The following is a 21,067-nucleotide window of genomic DNA, read 5'->3' as shown; positions in this document are numbered from 1 at the left end:
CATGAAACCTGTGTTTATCGCCTTGCTGTTGACTTGCACCACGGCCCAGGCCGCCATGGGCCCTTTCGATGTGTATGAGCAAGCCTTGCGCAACGATCCGGTGTTCCTCGGCGCCATCAAGGAGCGCGACGCCGGCCTGGAAAACCGCGCCATCGGCCGCGCCGGCCTGCTGCCCAGGCTGTCGTACAACTACAACAAGGGGCGCAACAATTCCGAGGCCCACTTGCCCGATGGGCGCGGCGGTAGCTATCGCGACGACCGCAACTACAACAGCTATGGCTCCACCTTCAGCCTGCAACAGCCGCTGTTCGACTATGAGGCCTACGCCAACTACCGCAAAGGCGTGGCCCAGGCGCTGTTTGCCGATGAAAGCTTTCGCGACAAGAGCCAGGCACTGCTGGTGCGGGTGCTGACGTATTACACCCAGGCATTGTTCGCCCAGGACCAGATCGACATCGCCCGCGCGAAGAAGAAGGCGTTCGAACAGCAGTTCCAGCAGAACCAGCATCTGTTCCAGCAAGGCGAGGGCACTCGTACGGATATTCTGGAAGCCGAATCCCGTTACGAATTGGCCACCGCCGAAGAGATCCAGGCCTTGGATGAACAGGACGCGTCCCTGCGGGAGCTGGGCGCACTGATCGGCGTGCAAAGCGTCAACATCCACGACCTGGCCCCGCTGAACCAGGGCTTTGCCGCCTTCACCCTGACCCCGGCCAACTACGACACCTGGCACGAACTGGCGATCAGCAACAACCCCACGCTGGCCTCGCAGCGCCAGGCCCTGGAAGTGGCGCGTTATGAAGTGGAGCGCAACCGCGCCGGGCATTTGCCCAAGGTCACGGCCTATGCCAGTTCCCGTCAGCAGGAATCCGACAGCGGCAACACCTACAACCAGCGCTACGACACCAACACCATCGGCGTTGAAGTGAGCGTGCCGCTGTATGCCGGTGGCGGCATCTCCGCATCCACCCGCCAGGCCAGCCGTGCCATGGAGCAGGCCGAGTACGAACTGGAGGGCAAGACCCGCGAAACCCTGATCGAACTGCGTCGGCAGTTCAGTGCCTGCCTGTCGGGGGTGAGCAAGCTGCGTGCGTACCAGAAGGCGCTGGTATCGGCCGAGGCGCTGGTGGTGTCGACAAAGCAGAGCATCCTCGGCGGCGAGCGGGTCAACCTCGATGCACTCAACGCCGAGCAGCAGCTCTACAGCACCCGCCGCGACCTCGCGCAAGCGCGCTACGACTACCTGATGGCCTGGACCAAGTTGCATTACTACGCCGGCAACCTGCGGGACACCGACCTGGCAAAAGTCGATGAGGCCTTTGGCCCCATGAAATAAGCCGCTATAACAACAATAAGGATGGTTTCGATGATCACCGATTCGCTCCGTTTCAAACCCTTTACCGCGGGTTCCTTGCTGCTGTTGTCCGTTGCGGCGCAGGCGGCTTATACCGAGACCGGTCAACCGGGGAACGCCGCCAGTTGGCGTTCCGCCGAATTCCAGAGTGACTGGGGATTGGGGCGCATGAAGGCCGATGAAGCCTACGCCGCCGGCATCACCGGCAGCGGGGTAAAGATCGGTGCGCTGGACTCAGGCTTCGATCCCAACCACCCGGAAGCCTCCAAAGACCGCTATCACGCCGTCACCGCCACCGGCAGTTACGTGGATGGCCGTCCCTTCAGCACCACCGGTGCGCTGAACCCCAACAATGACTCCCACGGCACCCATGTCACCGGCACCATGGGCGCCGCCCGCGATGGCGTGGGCATGCACGGCGTGGCGTACAACGCGCAACTCTACGTGGGCAATACCAACGCCAACGACAGCTTCCTGTTTGGCCCGACGCCCGACCCCAAATACTTCAAGGCGGTGTACAGCGCCCTGGTGGACTCCGGTGTGCGGGCGATCAACAACAGCTGGGGCAGCCAGCCCAAGGACGTCAGTTACCGGACCCTCGGCGACCTGCACGCGGCCTACGCCCAGCACTACAACCAGGGCACCTGGCTGGATGCGGCGGCGGACGTGGCCAAGGCCGGTGTGATCAATGTCTTCAGCGCCGGCAACAGTGGTTACGCGAATGCCAGCGTGCGCTCGGCGTTGCCGTATTTCCAGCCGGAATTGGAAGGGCACTGGCTGGCGGTGTCGGGGCTGGACAAGGCCAACAACCAGAAATACAACCAGTGCGGCATTGCCAAATACTGGTGCATTTCCACCCCGGGCGCGCTGATCAACAGCACCATTCCCGACGGCGGCTACGGCGTGAAATCCGGCACCTCGATGTCGGCGCCCCATGCTACCGGCGCGTTGGCACTGGTGATGGAGCGCTACCCCTATATGACCAACGAGCAGGCATTGCAGGTGTTGTTGACCACCGCCACGCAGCTTGATGGTTCCATCACCCAGGCGCCCACCACCAGCATAGGCTGGGGCGTACCGGACCTGGGACGGGCGATGCACGGCCCGGGGCAGTTACTCGGACCGATGAACGTCAGCCTCGCGGCCGGGCAGGGCGATGTCTGGAGTAACGGCATCTCCGACCAGGCCTTGCTGCAGCGCCAGGCCGAAGACACTGCCGAGCACAGCGCCTGGCAGCAGACCCTGATCGACAAGGGCTGGCAAAACGGCGTGGGCGCCACTGCCAGCCAGCAAGACCAAACGGACTACGCCATCGGCACGGCACGCGATCAGGCGGCCGCGACGCGGATCTATGCAGGCAGCCTGATCAAGTCCGGCGCGGGCACGCTGGTACTCAGCGGCGACAGTACCTATCGCGGGGCGACCACCGTCAACGGCGGGCTGCTGGCGGTGAACGGTTCGCTCGCGTCTGCGGTGACCGTCAACAGCAGCGGCACCCTGGGCGGTTCCGGGCGGATTGCAGCGCTGTCGGTCAACCAAGGCGGCCGTGTGGCGCCGGGCAATTCCGTAGGCACCTTGCAGGTGGCGGGCGACGTGAACCTGGGGGCAGGTTCGACGTATGCGGTGGAACTTACGCCTACCAGCAGCGACCGTATCGTCGCCGGCGGCAAGGCGATCCTGGGCGGTGGCAACGTCACCCTGGCACTGGAAAACAGCCCGACCCTGCTCAGCGGCGCACAGGCACAAAGCCTGATCGGTCGCCAGTACAGCATCCTCCAGGCGGCTGGCGGCATCCAGGGTCAGTTTGGCCAGGTGTTGCCCGACTATCTATTCCTTGGCGGCACCCTCGCTTATGCCACCGACAGCGTGCAGTTGGACGTGGTCCGCAATGACGCCACCTTCGCCAGCGTCGCGGCGACGCGCAACCAACGCAACGCAGCCGCGGCCGCCGAGCAATTGGGCGCGGGCAACCCGGTGTACGAAAGCCTGCTGCAATCGGATTCCATTGCGGTCGCGCAACAAGGCTTGCAGCAGTTGTCCGGTGAAATCTACCCGGCGATCGGCGCCATGCTCATCAACGACAGCCTGCAACTGCGCGACGCGGTGGGCGAGCGTTTGCGCCAGGTGCCGGTCGCCGCTGAAAGCAACCTGTGGCTCAAGGCACTCGGCGCCTGGGGCAAGACCGACAGCCGCAGTGAGACGGCGGGTTCCACCACATCCCTCGGTGGTCTGTTGGGCGGCGTCGATGGCGCGCTGGACGAGCAAACGCGTGTGGGCCTGGTCGCCGGTTACAGCGACAGCTCATTGAACATGGGCAGCGGCACGCATTCCTCGGCGTCCATCGACAGTTATCACGTCGGTGCGTACGCCGGGCGCGAGCTGGGCGATTGGCGTGTCAGTGCCGGTGGCGCCTACAGCTGGCATCGCGGTGACGTGAAGCGCGACCTGCAATACGGCGCTGTCAGTGGCAAACAAAAAACCAAGCTGGAGGCGCGCACCGCGCAACTTTTCACCGAGGCGGCGTACCGGATCAACCTGCAACCGTTGGCACTGGAGCCCTTCGCCAACCTGGCCTATGTGCACCTGGACAGTGATGGGTTCCATGAAAAAGGCGAAGCCGCGGCCCTGGAACGTGGCAGCGATCAGCGGGACGCCGTGCTCAGCACCCTTGGCATGCGCGCCCTGAAAACCATTGCCCTCAATGACCACCAGCAACTGCAGCTTTCCGGCTCGCTGGGGTGGCAACACAGCCTCACCGCTGTTGAATCCGAAGAACACTTGGCGTTTGTCGCAGGCGGGCCGTCATTTGCCGTGCGCAGTTCGCCGTTGCTACGCGATGCCGCGCTGGTCGGCGTGCAGGCCAGCCTGGCGCTGAGCCCGGCCACACGGGTCAACCTTGATTACAGCGGCCAATTGGGCGGACGCGAGAAAACCCAGGGGGTGGGGCTGAGTCTCAACTGGCAGTTCTGAAGCGATTTACACCTGTGCAATAAGAAAACTAAGGAAGGTCACCGTGAAAACACGCAAGTCAGGGTTAACTACCGCCATCCACACCGCCTTGGGCTACCCGCTAAAGGCCAGCCGCAGCGCGCCATACGGCGCGTTGCTGTGTTGCCTGGCAAGCCTGGGAACCGCCCAGGCCGCACCCTATGTGGAAACCGGCAAACTGGGCGATGCCGCCAGTTGGCGCAGCAATGAGTTCAAGGCCGACTGGGGCCTGGGCGCCGTGCATGCCGATACCGCGTACGCCGCCGGCTACACCGGCAAGGGCGTCAAGCTGGGGATCTTTGACCAGCCGGTGTACGCCCAGCACCCGGAGTTCGCCAGCCCCGGCAAGGTGGTGACGATTGTCACCGAGGGCATCCGTCAGTACACCGACCCGTACATTCCGGTGAAGGCCGGCGATGCGTTTCGTTACGACGGCACGCCGTCGCTCGGTTCCAACGGCAAGCTGGGCAACCACGGCACCCATGTCGGCGGGATTGCAGCGGGCAATCGCGATGGCGGGCCCATGCACGGCGTGGCTTTCGATGCGCAAATCATCAGCGCCGAGAACGGTGACCCGGGCCCCGAAGACGGCATCATCCTCGGCAACGATGGCGCGGTGTACAAGGCCGGCTGGGACGCATTGGTCGCCAGCGGCGCGCGGATCATCAACAACAGCTGGGGCATCGGCATCGGTGAGCAGTACGCCAAGGGCGGGCGCGACCCAGCGTTTCCAAATTTCACGGTCAACGAAGCGCAGGCACAGTTCAACAACATCCGGCCGATCCTCGGAACCCTTGCCGGTGGCGCCTACCAGGGAGCGATCGATGCGGCCCGCAGCGGCGTGCTGACGATCTTCGCCGCCGGCAACGACTACAACCGCAACAATCCGGACGCGATTTCCGGGCTGGCGTACTTTGTGCCAGAGATCGCACCCAACTGGCTCTCCGTCGCGGCGTTGCAGCAGAACCCGGACACCGCGAGTGCCAATCCGTACGTGATCAGTACGTTCTCCTCACGTTGCGGTTATGCGGCGAGTTTTTGCGTGTCGGCGCCCGGCACCAAGATCTACAGTTCTGTCATCAATGGCACCAACCTGGACAACCTCACCAGCGACTACGCCAACTTCAACGGCACGTCCATGGCCGCGCCCCACGTGGCAGGCAGTGCGGCCGTGCTGATGCAGCGCTTCCCGTACATGAGCGGCGACCAGATCTCGACACTGCTCAAGACCACCGCTACGGACCTCGGCGCGCCGGGCATCGACTCGCTGTACGGCTGGGGCATGATCAACCTGGGCAAGGCGATCAATGGCCCGGGGATGTTCGTCACGGCCGAGGATATTCCGGCCGAGTTCCGCATCGACGGCGCCTATGGCAGCGGGCAGTTTGTCGCGGATTTACCGGGCGTGGGCGCGGTGGTCGATGCCGGCAAGCCGACGCAGCGCCTCTGCAACGATGTGCACTGCGGGTTGGACCTGTGGAGCAATGACATTTCCGGGCACGGCGGCCTGACCAAACAGGGCATCGGCACGCTGGTACTCACCGGCGCCAACACCTACAGCGGCCCGACCATGGTCAATCAGGGCTTGCTGGCCATCAATGGCTCGCTCACTTCGCAGGTGACCGTCAGCCAGAGCGGGGTAGTCGGGGGTTCCGGCCGAATCGGTTCGTTGCTGGCGAAAAACGGCGGCACCGTGGCACCGGGCAACTCCATCGGCACTTTGAACGTCGCAGGGGATGTGACGTTTGAGGCCGGGTCGACCTATGCCGTGGAGCTGTCGCCCACCAGCAGCGACCGCATTGTGGCGGGAGGCACTGCCACCTTGAACGGCGGCACGGTGACCCTCGCGCTGGAAAACAGCCCGACGCTGCTCAGTGGCGCACAGGCGCAAAGCCTGATCGGGCGCCAGTACAACATCCTGCAAGCCGCAGGTGGCATTACCGGCAGCTTTGGTGCGGTGCTGCCCAACTACCTGTTCCTCGGCGGCAACCTGAACTACGCGGCCAACGGCGTGCAACTGGACGTGGCGCGCAACGCCAACAGTTTTGCCAGCGCGGGCGCCACCGACAACCAGCGCGCCGTGGCCGCCGCCGCCGAGCAATTGGGCGCCGGCAACGCGGTGTATGAAAGCCTGCTGTTGGCGCCGAATGCGGCGTCGGCACAAGGTGCTTTCCAACAACTGTCGGGGGAAATCTACCCGGCCCTGGAAACCGCTCTGGTGAATGACAGCCGGTACGTGCGCGAAGCGGTGGGCGAGCGCCTGCGCAATGGCGAGATGGGCGCCTCCAGCGAGACGCTCGACAGCCGTGGCAACGTGTGGGTCAAGGCCCTGGGCGCTTGGGGCAAGACTGACAGCCGCAGCGATACCGCCGGCTACACCACGTCCATCGGCGGCATGCTCGCCGGGGTGGACGGTGCACTCGACGAGTCCACGCGCATCGGCCTGGTCGCGGGGTACAGCGACACGTCACTGAACATGGGCAGCGGCACGCATTCCCGTGCTTCGGTCGACAGCTACCACTTCGGCGCCTATGCCGGGCATGAGATCGGCGCCTGGCGCCTGAGCGGTGGTGCCACTTACAGCTGGCACCGCGCAGACGTGAAACGCGACCTGCAATACGGCGACGTCTCCGGCAAGCAAAAAGCCAAGGTTGATGCGCGCAGCACCCAGGTGTTCACCGAAGCGGCCTACCGCATCAACCTGCAACCGTTGGCCCTGGAGCCGTTCGCCAACCTGGCCTACGTGCATTTGGACAGCGATGGGTTTACCGAAAAAGGCGATGCTGCGGCGCTGAAAAGTCGTGATGACACCCGCGACCTGGTGCTGAGCACCCTGGGCATGCGTGCCTTGAAAACCTTCAACGTGAACGACCACCAGCAACTGGAGGTATCCGGCACCCTCGGCTGGCAGCACAACCTCAGCAGCACCGACGCGGAGCAACACCTGGCATTTGCCTCGGGCGGTCCGTCGTTTACGGTGGAAAGTGCGCCGATGGTGCGTGACGCGGCCTTGGTTGGCGCACGGGTCAGCCTCGCGTTGAGCAAGGAAGCGCGGGTCAATTTCGACTACAACGGCCTGCTGGCCAGCAAAGAAAAAGTCCATGGGGTGGGCTTGAGCCTGGACTGGGCGTTCTGATGGATTAGCGACCTTTGCGGGTGTCGGCGCCACCGGTGCCCGCAGGTTTGGCTTTCTCGACAAGTCCAACAACAGAGAGGCACTACCGATGGGTATCTTTGACTATAAAAACCTCGGCACCGAGGGCTCCAAAGCGTTGTTCGCCGATGCCATGGCGATCACGCTGTATTCCTACCACAACCTGGATAACGGCTTTGCCGTGGGTTACCAACATAACGGCCTGGGGCTGGGCTTGCCGGCGACGTTGGTCGGTGCGCTGCTGGGCAGCACCAACTCCCAGGGCGTGATCCCCGGCATTCCCTGGAACCCGGACTCAGAAAAGGCCGCCCTGGAGGCCGTGCAAAAGGCCGGTTGGACGCCCATCAGTGCCAGCGCGCTGGGCTATGGTGGCAAGGTCGATGCGCGGGGCACGTTTTTCGGCGAAAAGGCGGGCTACACCACGGCCCAGGTCGAGGTGCTGGGCAAGTACGATGACGCCGGCAAGTTGCTGGAAATCGGCATTGGTTTTCGCGGTACCTCAGGGCCTCGTGAAAGCCTGATCAGCGACTCCATCGGCGATCTGGTCAGCGATCTGCTGGCGGCCCTTGGGCCCAAGGATTACGCGAAGAATTACGCTGGAGAGGCCTTTGGCGGCTTGCTCAAGAGCGTCGCCGACTACGCCAGTGCGCACGGCTTGACCGGCAAGGATGTGGTGGTCAGCGGCCACAGCCTGGGCGGGCTGGCCGTCAACAGCATGGCCGACCTGAGCAACAACAAGTGGGCGGGGTTCTACAAGGACGCCAACTACGTGGCCTACGCCTCGCCGACCCAGAGCGCCGGCGACAAGGTGCTGAACATTGGCTACGAGAATGACCCGGTGTTCCGTGCGCTGGATGGTTCGTCCTTCAACCTGTCGTCCCTGGGCGTGCACGACAAACCCCATGAGTCGACCACCGACAACATCGTCAGCTTCAACGACCACTACGCCTCAACGCTGTGGAATGTGTTGCCGTTCTCCATCGTCAACCTGCCGACCTGGGTTTCCCATCTGCCCACGGGCTATGGCGACGGTCTGACGCGGGTGCTCGAATCGGGTTTTTACGAGCAGATGACCCGTGATTCCACCGTGATCGTCGCCAACCTGTCCGACCCGGCGCGGGCCAACACTTGGGTGCAGGACCTCAACCGCAATGCCGAGCCGCACAAGGGCAACACCTTCATCATCGGCAGCGACGGCAATGACCTGATCCAGGGCGGCAAGGGCGCGGACTTTATCGAGGGCGGCAAGGGCAATGACACGATCCGCGATAACAGCGGGCACAACACCTTTCTGTTCAGCGGGCATTTTGGCCAGGACCGGGTGATTGGCTATCAACCGACGGACAAGCTGGTGTTCAAGGATGTGCAGGGGAGTGTGGACTACCGTGAGCACGGTGGGGATACGGTGATCAGTGTTGGCGGGGATTCGGTAACGCTTGTGGGGGTGAGTGGCTGGTCGGGGGAGGGGATGGTTATCGCATGAGGGAGGTGTGTGGGGGCCTGGCCCCCACACCATTATTCATTAGTTTTCCTTGCGCACGGTGGCCACGTCAGCCGCCTTGACCCGTACACGCTTGCCGGCAATATCGGTGAATTCGTAGAAGCCATCGGCAGTCTTGGTTTTTGGGGTGTCCTGGGTCAAATACTGTGTGCCATTTTGCAGCGTCACTACGGTTTGCGTCGCGCAACCGGCCAATACCAGAAAAGTGAGTGCAACCAGCGGCAGACCCAAATTCTTCATGTTCATAACCCTTACCTTAACCTTGAAAAGTCCCACGCCAGAGGCGCGGGCGACAAATGTTACGCCATCGACTTCACCATCTGATCACTTTTATGCAAAAAGTTGCAGGCGCCATTTATCTATTAGCGATTGCAACCTCGCCTTGGCGACGGCACTCTGTATGCATAACCAGTATTTGATCGCTGTACACCATGGCCAATACCCTCGAAGACCCGCTCTATTACCTGCATAACTTCCGCCAGGTCCTGCATTGGCTGGGGCAACGCTATGCCGATCTGCTCGATGCAGACGAACAGCATTTCATTCAGCAATTTGACAGGTTGCCGCAGGCGTCCCAGGCGCTTTTGGTGCGCATGGTGATGCGCAAGGGTGTGCACTTTCGGACGAGCAAACTCAATTACGTGGAGATCGGCTGCACGCACACCGCTGCCGCGCCATTGCTTGCATTGGGCTGGGTCGACAATGAATCCCTGCTGGCCTTTGAAGCGCTGTTCGGCTTGCTGCAAAAAGGCGAGATATTCGGCGCGTTCAAGCCTTGGATCCACCAGCCCAAGGGCAGGAAGGCCGATTGGTTGGACGGGCTGGCGGCACAATTCACCGATAGCCGCAGTTTTGCCGGTTGGTGCCCCGACCTTGCCGACACGCTGTACAGCCTTACCGTCATGGAGTTGTGCGACCGCCTGCGCCTGATGTTTTTTGGCAACCTGCATCAGGATTGGTCGGAATTCGTGCTGGCTGACCTGGGCATCTACACCTATGAAAAAGTCGAGTTCTGCGCAGAGTCCCGTGGCCTGCGCAGCCGTGATGATGTGCATGGCTTTCTGTTCCTGCACCAGTGCCAGCAGGCCTTTGAAACCGGTGAAGTGCTGGAGGCGGTGCTGGCCCGGGTCGCAACCCTGAGTACCGACAACCCCTGGCTGGAAAAACGCCGGGCCAAGTTGTTGTTTCAGGTCGGTCAATATTGCGAGCGCATTGCCGAATTGGCGTTGGCGGAACAGATTTATCGCAACTGTGCCTACCCCGGTGCCCGCTCACGGTTGATCCGGGTATTGGAACGTCAAGAGGACTACGGCCAAGCCATGGCCCTGGCGAGCGCCGCCCAACAGGCGCCGGAAAGCGCCGCCGAGCAGCAGCACTTATTGCGTGTCGTGCCACGCCTGCGCCGCAAACTGGGTGTACCGGCCTTGCCGAAAGTGAAGCCACGCCCGGTCACCCGCCTGGACCTTGCCCTTGCGCTACCCGAGCCGCTGATGTCGGTGGAGTATTGCGTGCAGGCTCACCTCAGCGAGCCCGATGGGCCGGTGCACTACGTTGAAAACGGGCTGATCAATTCACTGTTCGGCCTGCTGTGCTGGGACGTGATCTTTACACCGCTGCCGGGTTCATTTTTCCACCCGTTCCAACGCGGCCCGGCGGACCTGCACAGCGAAGACTTCCATCAACGCCGTGCACCGCTGTTCGCTGCGTGTTTCGAGCAATTGCAGGACGAACGCTACAAAACCACCATTCGCCAGCGTTACAGCGACAAGTGGGGGATCCAGTCACCGTTCGTGTTCTGGAACCTGCTCAGCGAAGAACTCTTGGAGCAGGCCCTGGCCTGCCTGCCCGCCGAACACCTGCGCTATTGGTTTGAACGGCTGCTGCTGGACATCCGTGCCAACCGCGCCGGTATGCCCGACCTGATCCAGTTCTGGCCGGCGCAAAAAACCTACCGCATGATCGAGGTCAAAGGGCCTGGCGATCGCTTGCAGGACAACCAGTTGCGCTGGCTGGAATTCTGCGGCGAATACCAGATGCCGGTGACCGTCTGCTATGTGCGCTGGGCAGAATCCGCTTGAGCTACAACGTTGCCGTGCGGGCGCTGTGCGAGTTCACGGCAAAGGTTGGTGACCTCGACCTGCGCTTCACACCGTCGCCCAGCGCCCAGGAAGGCATTGTCGGCCACCGCACCGTCGCCTCACGGCGCAGCGCCCACTACCAGAATGAAGTCGCGCTTGAAGGCGAATACCAGCAGCTCAAGGTGCGGGGCAGGGCGGACGGCTATGACCCGGATGCCAACCGTCTGGAGGAAGTGAAGACCTATCGCGGCGACCTCGACGCCCAGCCCGCCAACCACCGGCAACTGCACTGGGCCCAGGTCAAGGTGTATGGCTGGCTGATGTGCCAGAAGCTAAACCTCTCGGAAATCGACCTGGCGCTGGTCTACTTCGACATCGTCGGCGAAGGCGAGACGGTGCTCAACCAACGCTTTCAAGCGACCGAGCTGGAAACCTTCTTCAACCAGCAATGCGCGCTGTTCCTCGGCTGGGCCGAGCAGGAAATGGCGCACCGCGAAGCGCGCAACAGCGCCGCGCAAACCCTGGCGTTTCCCCATGCCGGTTTCCGTCCTGGCCAGCGTTCGCTCGCCGAATCGGTATACAAGGCGGTCAGCACCGGCCGTTGCCTGATGGCCCAGGCGCCGACCGGCATCGGCAAGACCATTGGCACGATCTTCCCGTTGCTCAAGGCCCTGGGCCCCCAGCAACTGGACAAGCTGTTCTTCCTCACCGCCAAGACCCCCGGTCGTAAGCTCGCCCTGGATGCCGCTCAAGTGCTGCATGCCAGCAGTCCCGACATGCCTTTGCGTGTGCTGGAGTTGGTGGCGCGGGACAAAGCCTGCGAGCACCTGGACAAAGCCTGTCACGGCGAATCCTGCCCTCTGGCCAGGGGCTTCTACGACCGCTTGCCCGCCGCCCGCATCGCCGCCGCCAAGGTGCGGCTGCTGGACCAACGCAACCTGCGCGACGTGGCCCTGGCCCATGACGTTTGCCCGTATTACCTGAGCCAGGAAATGGCGCGCTGGGCCGACCTGGTGGTTGCCGACTACAACTACTACTTCGATTTCGGCGCCATGTTGTTCGGCCTGGCCCAGCTCAACCAATGGCGCGCGGCGGTGTTGGTGGACGAGGCGCACAACCTGGTCGAACGGGCCCGTTCGATGTACAGCGCCAGCCTCGACCAGTACCACCTCAAGACCCTGCGCGACACGGCCCCAGAACCTTTGAAGAAACCCTTGCAGCGCCTCAACCGTGAGTGGAACGCGCTGCACAAGGACCAACTTGCGCCGTACCAGGCCTACTCTGCTCGCCCCGAAAAACTGCTGCAGGCCCTGAGCCTGTGCGCCAGCGCCATGGGCGAATACTTCAACGATCACCCAGAGTCTCTGAGCGGCGACCTGCAAAGCTTTTATTTCGAGGTACTGCAATTCGGCAAGGTCGCCGAGTTGTTCAACGAACACTTCATTTTCGATATCAGCAAGCGGCAGTTCAGCGGTAAACGCAGCAGCTCGACCCTGTGCCTGCGCAACGTGGTGCCTGCCGAGTTCATCCGCCCACGATTGACCGCCGCCCGCAGCAGCGTGCTGTTTTCCGCGACCCTGAGCCCTCGTCATTACTATGCGGATTTGCTGGGCCTGCCGACGGATACGGCGTGGGTCGATGTGGAGTCGCCGTTCAAGGCTGAGCAATTGCAGGTACGCATCGTCGATGCAATCTCCACGCGCTTCGTGCATCGCGAGGCCTCGCTGGAGCCTATTGTCGAGCTGATCGCTCGCCAGTACACCCTGCAGCCTGGCAATTACCTGGCGTTCTTCAGCAGTTTCGATTATCTGCAACAAGTGGCGCAGTTGCTGGCTGAGAAACATCCAAACATTACGCTGTGGCAACAGTCACGCGGCATGGCCGAGGCCGAGCGCCAGGCCTTTCTCGACCAGTTTACCGAGCACAGCCAGGGCATCGGTTTCGCTGTATTGGGCGGCGCATTCGGTGAGGGCATCGACTTGCCCGGCACCCGCTTGATCGGTGCATTCATTGCCACCCTTGGCCTGCCCCAGTTGAACCCGATCAATGAGCAGATGAAAGTGCGCATGGGCGCGATCTTCGGTGCGGGCTACGACTACACCTACCTGTACCCTGGCATCCAGAAAGTCGTGCAGGCGGCGGGTCGGGTGATCCGCAGCCAGCAGGACCAGGGTGTGGTGATGCTGATCGATGACCGATTTGGCGAAGCTCGGGTACGTCAATTGTTGCCGCGCTGGTGGGCGATGGCTTGAGTCATTCCTGTCGTCAATGATGCTGGCGGCTTGAGCAGCCATGGTCCACGCTGGGAAAAACCTTCAAAAGGCCATGCCCATGCGCCAGCACCTCATCAGCGTCAACGGTATTGAGTTAAGTGTTCATGTTGCGGGCCCCGAACAGGGTGCGCCGATCTGGCTGCTTCACGGTTTCCCGGAATGCTGGCACTCGTGGCGCGAGCAAATTCCCGCGCTTGTGGCGGCGGGTTATCGGGTGTTTGCCCCGCAAATGCGCGGTTACGGGGGCAGCAGTTCACCGGCTGAAATTGCCGACTATGACCTGCTGACGCTATGCGCCGATATCCAGCAGGCCATGGACCATTTCGGCCATACGCAGGTGGTGATGGTCGGCCATGACTGGGGCGCCGTGGTGGCTTGGCACCTGGCCTTGCTTGAGCCTGAGCGTGTCACACGCTTGATCACGATGTCCGTGCCGTTCGCTGGGCGCGCCCGTCGGCCGGTGATCGAAATCATGCGCGAGCTGTACGCCGAGCGCTTCAACTACATCCTGTACTTCCAGGCACCCGGCGTTGCCGAACAGGAGCTGGAGGCTGATATCGAGCGCACCTTGCGTTTATTCATGCAGGACCAGGATGTGTTTCTACAGCAGAAGCCGGCAAGCGCGACCTTGCTTGAAGGTGTTCCAGCGCCCGGTGCATTGCCGCAATGGTGTTCCCAGGCGGATCTGGACGTTTATGTGAACACCTTCGCCGAGCACGGTTTTCGTGGCCCACTGAACTGGTATCGCAACTTCGAACGCAACTGGCTACGCACCGAGTTCCTCGCTGGGCAGAAAGTGCTGCAACCCACACTGTTCCTGATCGGCGACCGCGACCCGGTCGGGGTCTTCGAAGCCCACACGCTCAAGCGCATGCCGGATTCAGTGCCGCAGCTTGAGCCGCACGTGCTGGCCAACTGTGGTCACTGGATCCAGAACGAACAAGCCCAACAGGTCAACGCACTGATGCTCGGCTTTCTAGGGAAAACGTAAAGGTCGCCCCTCGACCGGGCTGATCCACCAGGCGAATGCTGCGCCCATGCAATTGCAGGATGCGGTGCACGATACGCAGGCCCAGGCCGCCGTCACGACGGGCGCCGCCGATGGTGAAGGCGCGCAGGAACAAGCCTTCGCGCAGCTCGGCGTCGATGCCTGGGCCGCTGTCGCTGACCGTGACGGCGACAGCGCTGGGTTCCGGCGACAACGTCACCTCAATTTCGCCGTTCACCGGTGTATGGCGTAGGGCGTTATCCAGCAGGTTGGTCAGCACTCGCTCGATCAGGCCCAGGTCCGCCAGCACCCTGGGCACCTGCGGCGGCAAGGTCGCGGTGAGCGTAATACCGCGTGCTTCGGCGGTCAGTTCGAATTTCTGGAAGATGTCCTGCACCAAGTCAGGTAATGAAAACCCTTCGATCACCGGCTGGACAAAACCGTGTTCCAGACGCACCAGCTCCAGCAATGACTGGGCCAGACCGCCAACCTTGCGGCTCTGGTCCAGGGCAATGCCGAGGTAACGGCGGCGTTCTTCGGGGCTGAGGCTGGCATCCTTGAGCGACAGGGTTTCCAGATAGCCATGCAGCGAGGCCAATGGCGTGCGCAGGTCGTGGGAGATATTGGCGACCATTTCCCGGCGTTCCTGGTCCTGATGGGTGATGGCACGCCACTGTTCGCCCAGGCGGTTTTCCATTTGCACGAAGGCATGGTCGAGCACGGCAATTTCATCGCCGCTGGTGAGTTCCGACGCAGCGGGTTCAGCCGCTTTGGGTGCGCCATTGATGTCGAATTGGCCGACTTTATCGGTCAACTGGCGCAGCGGGCGGGTGATCCAGGCGAACGCAATCAGGCCGGCCATCAAGCAGAGCAGGGCGACCAGGCCGATGGACCACAGTGCGATCTTCAACGCCATGCCGGTGGCGTCCTTGGCGTCGTAGGCGTCATGAGCCTCACCGAGCAGCACCACGTACAGGAAACCGGTCTGCTGGCCGCCGGCCATGAGGGGCGCCGCGCTGAACACCTTGCGCCCATCGAGGCTGCGCGGGTCGTCACCGAGGATCGGCAGCATGAACCCGGCAAGAAAACGCCGCACGGGTGCGAGGTCAACCTGCTCGCGCAGCAAATGCCCGCTGGGCGCGGCGTTGCCGACCACACGGCCGTCGATGTCGAGCAAGTACACCTCGACACTCGGGTTGACCAGCATCAACTGGCTGAACAGATTACGCACCGCGTCGGGCTTGAGGCCATCGGCATCCATCAACTGCGTGTCGCGGGCAATGTGCGCCGCCAGGTCGCGGGACAGGCCTTGCACCACCTCCAGTTCATGCATGTGGTTGGAACGCACTTGCAGCCAGGCCGAGGTGCCGCTGCAGATCAGCAACAACACGGCGAACACCACCGACAGGCGTTGGGTCAGTGTCAGCTTCATGGTGGGCTCTCGGCAAACTTGTAGCCGCGACCCCACACCGTGAGGATGCGCGCCGGGTTGGCCGGGTCGGTTTCGACCTTGGCGCGCAGGCGATTGATATGGGTGTTCACCGTATGTTCATAACCCTCATGGCTGTAGCCCCACACCGCATTGAGCAGGTCCATGCGTGAGAACACCTTGCCCGGCTGGCGGGCGAAGAAGTACAGCAGGTCGAATTCCCGTGGCGTGAGGTCCAGGCGCTGGCCTTGCAGGGTAGCGTCACGGGTCAGCGGGTTGATGAACAATTGGCCGAGATCAAGGCTGCCAGCATCCATCTTCAGGTTGCGCGCCATGGCGTCGACCCGGCGTAACAATGCCTTCACCCGCGCAACCAGTTCCGGCATGGAAAAGGGTTTGGCGAGGTAGTCATCTGCGCCCAGCTCCAGGCCGAGGATGCGGTGCAATTCGCTGGAGCGCGCGCTGGTGATGATGATCGGTGTGTAGCGCGTCATGGCGCGGGCGCGGCGGCAGATCTCCAGGCCGTCGACGCCGGGCAGCATCAGGTCGAGGATCAGCGCGTCCCAGCCGCCTTGCTCCAGCAGACGCAGGCCTTCGGTGCCGTCGGCGCTGTGCACCACCTGGAATTGTTCATCACGCAGGTGCAGGCAGATCAGGTCGGCGATATGGGCGTCGTCCTCGACCACCAGGACACGTTTTGGCTGATCCATGTAAGAGAAACCTTCGCTTGTAGTCCGCGCATTGTGCGGGTTTTGCAACAGTGTAGTTATCACGAATTGTTTAACTCTGCGTGAGGATTCCGCGACCGGCCAGGGCTCAGCATGGGTTCAAAGCTTATGGAGGAATGCCCCATGTACTCACGCCGACAATTACTCCTGGCCGGTGGCGGCCTGGGGGTCGCGGTCCTGGCCGGTGGCCTGCTCAAACAGCTCGACCTGGTCACCGAAGCCGAAGCGGCCGAAACCTTCGAAGTGAGCCACACCGACGCGCAATGGCGCAGCCTGCTCACTGCCGAGCAATACGAAATCCTGCGCGAGGAGGGCACCGAACGCCCTTACACCAGTGCGCTGAACGACGAACACCGTACTGGCACCTTCGCCTGTGCCGGCTGCGCACTGCCGCTGTTTTCCTCGACCACCAAATTCAACAGCCACACCGGCTGGCCAAGTTTCTGGCAGCCGCTGGATAACGCCGTTGCCAGTCGCAGGGACACGTCCTACGGCGTGGTGCGCAAGGAAATCCACTGCCGTCGCTGTGGCGGTCACCAAGGGCACGTGTTCGATGACGGCCCGCAACCCACCGGCCTGCGCTACTGCATGAACGGCGCCGCCATGACGTTCACGGCGGCTTAAGCCGATGTCTTTCTCTTATAAGGTTCCCTGCCATGTGGCTTCTGGTTCTCGCGTACCTGGGCGGCGTGCTGACAATCGTCAGCCCGTGCATCCTGCCTGTTCTGCCTTTTGTCTTCGCTCGCACCGGGCAGCCGTTTTTGCGCAGTGGCTTGCCGCTGTTAGCGGGGATGGCGGTGACATTCGCCCTGGTGGCAACGCTCGCGGCGGTGGGCGGCGGCTGGGTGGTGCAAGTCAATCAATACGGTCGCTGGCTCGCGTTGCTGTGCGTTGCGCTGTTCGGCTTAACGCTGTTGTTGCCGCAACTGTCGGAACGTCTGACGCGTCCGTTGGTGGCCGCCGGCAGTCGCTTGTCGCAAGCCGCCGGGGCCGACGTCAGGCCGCGTCCGGGCGCCTCGTTCCTGATCGGCGTCGCCACGGGGTTGCTGTGGGCACCGTGCGCCGGGCCGATCCTGGGACTGGTGCTCACCGGCGCTGCACTGCAGGGCGCCAGCATCGGTACTACCTTGCTCTTGCTGGCTTACGCCGCCGGGGCTGCGACCTCCCTCGCGCTGGCCTTGTTGGTCGGCGGTAAAGTCTTCGGTTTCATGAAGAAGTCCCTCGGCGCCGGTGAATGGCTGCGCCGGGGCCTGGGTGCGTTGATGCTGGCCGGGGTGGCCGCCATTGCGCTGGGCCTGGACACCGGCGTGCTGTCGCGGCTGTCGACGGCGTCCACCGGTGGCCTGGAACAGCGCCTGGTGGACAGGTTCAGCACCAAACCGGAACAAAAGGGTGGGGCGATGATGGCGGGGGGCGCAATGATGGCCGCCGCCAACCACAGCGACACCCTGCCTATCGAAGGTGCGCTGCCGCCCCTGGACGGCGCCGTGCAATGGCTCAACAGCCCGCCACTCAGCGCCGAAGCACTCAAGGGCAAGGTGGTGCTGGTGGATTTCTGGACCTACTCCTGCATCAACTGCCTGCGCACCTTGCCGTACGTGAAAGCCTGGGCCGACAAGTACCGCGACCAGGGCCTGGTGGTGATTGGCGTGCATGCGCCGGAATTCGCCTTTGAACGCGACGTGAACAACGTGACCAAGGCCATGAAGGACTTGGGCATCAACTACCCAGTGGCCATCGACAACAACTACAAGGTCTGGCGCGCGTTCAACAACCAGTACTGGCCGGCCCATTACTTTGCCGATGCCAAGGGGCAGATCCGCTATCACCATTTTGGCGAAGGCGACTATGCCGAATCGGAGCGGGTGATCCAGCAGTTGCTGCGTGAAGCTGGTGCCCAGCACGTTGCAGGTGGTTTGATCGAAGCCGACGCCAAGGGCGTGCAGCAAGCGCCGGACATGAACGAAGTGCAGTCGCCGGAAACCTACCTGGGCGCCCAGCGCGCCGAAAACTTCGTCAAATCCGGCCCCCTGGCCCTGAACAACTGGACCCTGGAAGGCCAATGGAACGTCGGTGGTCAGCAAGCCACCCTCGACCAGGCCGGCGGGCGCATCGCCTACCGCTTCCATGCCCGTGACCTGCATCTGGTGCTCGGTCCTGGCGCCGATGGAAAACCGGTGCGCTTCAAAGTCACGATCGATGGCCAGGCCCCAGCCGACGCCCATGGCACCGACGTGGCCCCGGATGGCAGCGGCACCGTCACCGAACAGCGCTTGTATCAGCTTGTGCGTCAGCCGGGCGCCGTGCAAGACCGCACCTTCACCATCGAATTCCTCGACCCCAACGTGTCGGCGTATGCCTTCACCTTTGGTTAACCCGGAGTGCCTGTCATGAATGTATTCAAATACCTGCCCGCACTGGCCTTCGCTGCCTTCGTCGGCCAAAGCTCAGCCTTCTCCTTCGGCGCCTCCGACGATGCCGTCGTCATCGCGCCACCGGCCCTGGACCTGTCTGCAACCTCAGGCAACTTGCAAACCGCCGTGTTCGCCGGCGGCTGCTTCTGGGGTGTACAGGGGGTATTCCAGCACGTGCAAGGGGTAAAAAACGCCGTGTCCGGCTACGACGGTGGGGCGGCGAGTACCGCGCAATATGAGGCCGTCAGTGAAGGCGATACCGGCCACGCCGAGTCCGTGTCCGTCACCTACGACCCGAGTAAAGTCAGCTACGGCAAACTGCTGCAGATCTACTTCTCGGTCGCCCACAACCCCACCGAACTCAACCGCCAGGGGCCGGACACCGGCACCCAATACCGATCTGCAATCTTCGCGCAGAATGCCGAGCAGCAAAAAGTCGCCCAGGCCTACATCGCCCAGTTGGATGCCGCTAAATCCTTCGACAAACCCATCGTCACCCAGATCGAAATGGGTAAGGCGTTCTTCCCGGCGGAGTCCTACCATCAGGACTTCCTCACCGAGAACCCGTCTTACCCCTACATCGTGATCAACGACCTGCCAAAAGTGGCGCAACTGAAAAAGCTGTTCCCACAGCAATACAGCGCCGAGCCGGTGCTGGTGAAAAACCAGTAATCAGCCTTTGGCCTTGGCCAGGTAAGGCGCCAGGCGGCGGCCCATTTCCTCACCCAGGGCTTGCAGCCCGCTCAACGGGCGGATCATCACTTCAAACTCGATGATCTGCCCTTGTTCGTTGAAGCGGATCAGGTCGATGCCCTTGAGCTGCTTGTCGCCCACGCGCGCGCTGAATTCCAGCACCACACTCAGCCCATCGCCGGTGGCGAGTTCACGGTGATAGGTGAAGTCTTCGAAGACGTTGATCACCGTATTGAGGATCATCGACACCACAGGCGCGCCGGGGTAGGGCGTATGAGCCATAGGCGAGCGGAAGACGGCGTCGGGCGCCAACAGTTCGGGCAGGGCCTTGAGGTCACGATTGGCCAACATGGCGTGCCAGCGTTGCAGGGTGTGTGCAGCCGCAGGGTTGAGCGTGAGTTCGGACATGTTCTGTACCTGTTCTTATGATGGGAAGGCATTTCACCTGCCCAACATAAGAGCGGTATCCAAACAGGGTCAATCACCCTAAATTACAGATAAGTGACCTAAACGCACTTAGACCATCTCCAGGTATGAGCTGTGAATCGCCCGCGCCAACTCGCGCACGGTGTCGATAAAGTCCGTTAGACGGGCGTGCAATCCCTCCTCAAGAATCTCATCGATCCCGGTATACCTCAGCCGCGCTTCAAACTCAGCGGCCAGACGCTGCGCCGTACGCCCATAACTGCCGGGCAGGTCGGCCAGGATATGGCTCAATTCCTCAATGCAGGCGTGCAACGAACGCGGCACATCACTGCGCAGCAGCAGCAACTCGGACACGGAGCGGGCATTCAGCGCGTTGGGGTACAGCTCGGTATACGCCTCGAACGACGACAACGCGCGGAGCAGGGCGCTCCACTGGTAATAACCGCGTGCCGACAAGTCGCTGACTTCTTCCGACTCCTCGCCAAACATTTCGTAGCGCGCATCCAGCAAGCGCAGGGTGTTGTCGGCGCGCTCGACAAAGGTGCCGAGGCGGATAAACCGATAGGCGTCATTGCGCATGATCGTCCCCGACGTCGCTCCCCGGAACAGGTGCGAGCGCTGCTTGACCCAATCACAGAAGTGGCTGATGCCATGCCGCGCCAAGCCGCCGGCAGCGATGCTGCGCATTTCGAGCCAGGTGGCGTTGAGGTTTTCCCACATGTCGGCGGTGATGCGCCCGCGTACCGCATGGGCATTGCCGCGGGCGGCACGCAGGCAGTTGTAGATGCTGGCGGGGTTCTCTTCGTCGAGGGCAAAAAAGTGCAGCATGCGCTCGGCGTCCAGCTGTTTATGACGTTCCAGGTAGCTGTCGAGGGTGCCACTGCTGAGCAACGACATGGCCAGCTCATCCAGCCCATCACTGCGCCCGGCCTGGGGCATCAACGACAGGGAATAACTGACTTCAAGCATGCGCGCCAGGTTCTCGGCGCGTTCCAGGTAACGGGACATCCAGTACAAATCTGCGGCGGTTCTACTCAACAT

General features: G+C 62.4%; 15 protein-coding genes. 10 read left to right on the top strand and 5 right to left on the bottom strand.

Features of this window, described 5'->3' with window-relative positions:
* Window position 1: 1 nt before the first annotated feature.
* The 4 genes from HX868_RS18505 (at window position 2) to HX868_RS18490 (ending at window position 8,979) form a co-directional block, all read left to right on the top strand.
* Window positions 2-1,336: a TolC family outer membrane protein gene (locus HX868_RS18505; RefSeq protein ID WP_016977612.1), complete on the top strand. Its 1,335-nt coding sequence runs from the start codon at window positions 2-4 to the stop codon at window positions 1,334-1,336.
* A gap of 30 nt (window positions 1,337-1,366) precedes the next feature.
* On the top strand, window positions 1,367-4,324 hold the full coding sequence (eprS, locus tag HX868_RS18500) for an autotransporter serine peptidase EprS (protein ID WP_177003897.1): 2,958 nt from the start codon (window positions 1,367-1,369) through the stop codon (window positions 4,322-4,324).
* 43 nt (window positions 4,325-4,367) lie between these two features.
* Window positions 4,368-7,478: an autotransporter domain-containing protein gene (locus HX868_RS18495; protein WP_177003896.1), complete on the top strand. Its 3,111-nt coding sequence runs from the start codon at window positions 4,368-4,370 to the stop codon at window positions 7,476-7,478.
* 88 nt (window positions 7,479-7,566) lie between these two features.
* On the top strand, window positions 7,567-8,979 hold the full coding sequence (locus HX868_RS18490) for a polyurethane esterase (RefSeq protein WP_177003895.1): 1,413 nt from the start codon (window positions 7,567-7,569) through the stop codon (window positions 8,977-8,979).
* A gap of 39 nt (window positions 8,980-9,018) precedes the next feature.
* On the opposite strand, the gene HX868_RS18485 is transcribed toward HX868_RS18490, so the two are convergent.
* Complete coding sequence (locus tag HX868_RS18485) at window positions 9,019-9,243, bottom strand: YgdI/YgdR family lipoprotein (RefSeq protein ID WP_177003894.1); 225 nt, start codon at window positions 9,241-9,243, stop codon at window positions 9,019-9,021.
* Window positions 9,244-9,428: 185 nt separating this feature from the next.
* Here HX868_RS18485 and HX868_RS18480 point away from each other — a divergent pair, with 185 nt between their 5' ends.
* The 3 genes from HX868_RS18480 to HX868_RS18470 all read left to right on the top strand — a co-directional run bounded on the left by HX868_RS18480 (window position 9,429) and on the right by HX868_RS18470 (window position 14,339).
* Window positions 9,429-11,075, top strand: coding sequence for a VRR-NUC domain-containing protein (locus tag HX868_RS18480; protein ID WP_177003893.1), 1,647 nt, complete (start codon window positions 9,429-9,431; stop codon window positions 11,073-11,075).
* Complete coding sequence (locus tag HX868_RS18475; protein WP_177003892.1) at window positions 11,072-13,327, top strand: ATP-dependent DNA helicase; 2,256 nt, start codon at window positions 11,072-11,074, stop codon at window positions 13,325-13,327. Before HX868_RS18480 ends, HX868_RS18475 begins: the two co-directional genes overlap by 4 nt.
* Window positions 13,328-13,406: 79 nt before the next feature.
* A complete protein-coding gene (locus HX868_RS18470) occupies window positions 13,407-14,339 on the top strand; it encodes an alpha/beta fold hydrolase (RefSeq protein ID WP_177003891.1) in 933 nt (310 codons plus the stop codon).
* On the opposite strand, the gene HX868_RS18465 is transcribed toward HX868_RS18470, so the two are convergent.
* Together HX868_RS18465 and HX868_RS18460 are read right to left on the bottom strand one after the other, a co-directional pair.
* Window positions 14,302-15,768, bottom strand: a complete 1,467-nt coding sequence (locus HX868_RS18465) for a sensor histidine kinase (RefSeq protein ID WP_177003890.1) — start codon at window positions 15,766-15,768, stop codon at window positions 14,302-14,304. The two genes, HX868_RS18470 and HX868_RS18465, sit on opposite strands and share 38 nt — an antisense overlap.
* A complete protein-coding gene (locus tag HX868_RS18460; RefSeq protein ID WP_016975675.1) occupies window positions 15,765-16,475 on the bottom strand; it encodes a response regulator transcription factor in 711 nt (236 codons plus the stop codon). Before HX868_RS18460 ends, HX868_RS18465 begins: the two co-directional genes overlap by 4 nt.
* A gap of 141 nt (window positions 16,476-16,616) precedes the next feature.
* Here HX868_RS18460 and msrB point away from each other — a divergent pair, with 141 nt between their 5' ends.
* The 3 genes from msrB to msrA are packed head-to-tail and all read left to right on the top strand — an operon-like array spanning window position 16,617 to window position 19,579.
* Window positions 16,617-17,117, top strand: coding sequence for a peptide-methionine (R)-S-oxide reductase MsrB (gene msrB, locus HX868_RS18455; RefSeq protein ID WP_016975676.1), 501 nt, complete (start codon window positions 16,617-16,619; stop codon window positions 17,115-17,117).
* 32 nt (window positions 17,118-17,149) lie between these two features.
* Window positions 17,150-18,868 (top strand): cytochrome c biogenesis protein DipZ, encoded by a 1,719-nt coding sequence (locus HX868_RS18450; protein WP_177003889.1) that lies wholly within the window; start codon window positions 17,150-17,152, stop codon window positions 18,866-18,868.
* A gap of 15 nt (window positions 18,869-18,883) precedes the next feature.
* Window positions 18,884-19,579: a peptide-methionine (S)-S-oxide reductase MsrA gene (gene msrA / locus HX868_RS18445; protein WP_177003888.1), complete on the top strand. Its 696-nt coding sequence runs from the start codon at window positions 18,884-18,886 to the stop codon at window positions 19,577-19,579.
* Here msrA and HX868_RS18440 read toward each other — a convergent pair whose 3' ends face one another.
* On the bottom strand, window positions 19,580-20,008 hold the full coding sequence (locus tag HX868_RS18440; RefSeq protein ID WP_177003887.1) for a nuclear transport factor 2 family protein: 429 nt from the start codon (window positions 20,006-20,008) through the stop codon (window positions 19,580-19,582).
* A 108-nt stretch (window positions 20,009-20,116) separates the two neighbouring features.
* Window positions 20,117-21,067, bottom strand: coding sequence for an alpha-E domain-containing protein (locus tag HX868_RS18435; protein WP_016975680.1), 951 nt, complete (start codon window positions 21,065-21,067; stop codon window positions 20,117-20,119).

The sequence above is a fragment of the Pseudomonas reactans genome, assembly GCF_013385825.1.
GTDB classification, from domain to species: Bacteria; Pseudomonadota; Gammaproteobacteria; order Pseudomonadales; family Pseudomonadaceae; genus Aquipseudomonas; species Aquipseudomonas reactans.
Note: the sequence above shows the minus strand (reverse complement) of the source record. Positions and strands in the feature narration are given on the sequence as shown.

Excerpts from the sequence above, each read along its gene's own strand:
- HX868_RS18505 (WP_016977612.1), top strand. The coding sequence starts at position 2 with ATGAAACCTGTGTTTATCGCCTTGCTGTTGACTTGCACCACGGCCCAG.
- eprS (WP_177003897.1), top strand. The coding sequence starts at position 1,367 with ATGATCACCGATTCGCTCCGTTTCAAACCCTTTACCGCGGGTTCCTTG.
- HX868_RS18490 (WP_177003895.1), top strand. The coding sequence starts at position 7,567 with ATGGGTATCTTTGACTATAAAAACCTCGGCACCGAGGGCTCCAAAGCG.
- HX868_RS18485 (WP_177003894.1), bottom strand. The coding sequence starts at position 9,243 with ATGAACATGAAGAATTTGGGTCTGCCGCTGGTTGCACTCACTTTTCTG.
- HX868_RS18480 (WP_177003893.1), top strand. The coding sequence starts at position 9,429 with ATGGCCAATACCCTCGAAGACCCGCTCTATTACCTGCATAACTTCCGC.
- HX868_RS18470 (WP_177003891.1), top strand. The coding sequence starts at position 13,407 with ATGCGCCAGCACCTCATCAGCGTCAACGGTATTGAGTTAAGTGTTCAT.
- HX868_RS18465 (WP_177003890.1), bottom strand. The coding sequence starts at position 15,768 with ATGAAGCTGACACTGACCCAACGCCTGTCGGTGGTGTTCGCCGTGTTG.
- HX868_RS18460 (WP_016975675.1), bottom strand. The coding sequence starts at position 16,475 with ATGGATCAGCCAAAACGTGTCCTGGTGGTCGAGGACGACGCCCATATC.
- msrB (WP_016975676.1), top strand. The coding sequence starts at position 16,617 with ATGTACTCACGCCGACAATTACTCCTGGCCGGTGGCGGCCTGGGGGTC.
- HX868_RS18450 (WP_177003889.1), top strand. The coding sequence starts at position 17,150 with ATGTGGCTTCTGGTTCTCGCGTACCTGGGCGGCGTGCTGACAATCGTC.
- msrA (WP_177003888.1), top strand. The coding sequence starts at position 18,884 with ATGAATGTATTCAAATACCTGCCCGCACTGGCCTTCGCTGCCTTCGTC.
- HX868_RS18440 (WP_177003887.1), bottom strand. The coding sequence starts at position 20,008 with ATGTCCGAACTCACGCTCAACCCTGCGGCTGCACACACCCTGCAACGC.
- HX868_RS18435 (WP_016975680.1), bottom strand. The coding sequence starts at position 21,067 with ATGTTGAGTAGAACCGCCGCAGATTTGTACTGGATGTCCCGTTACCTG.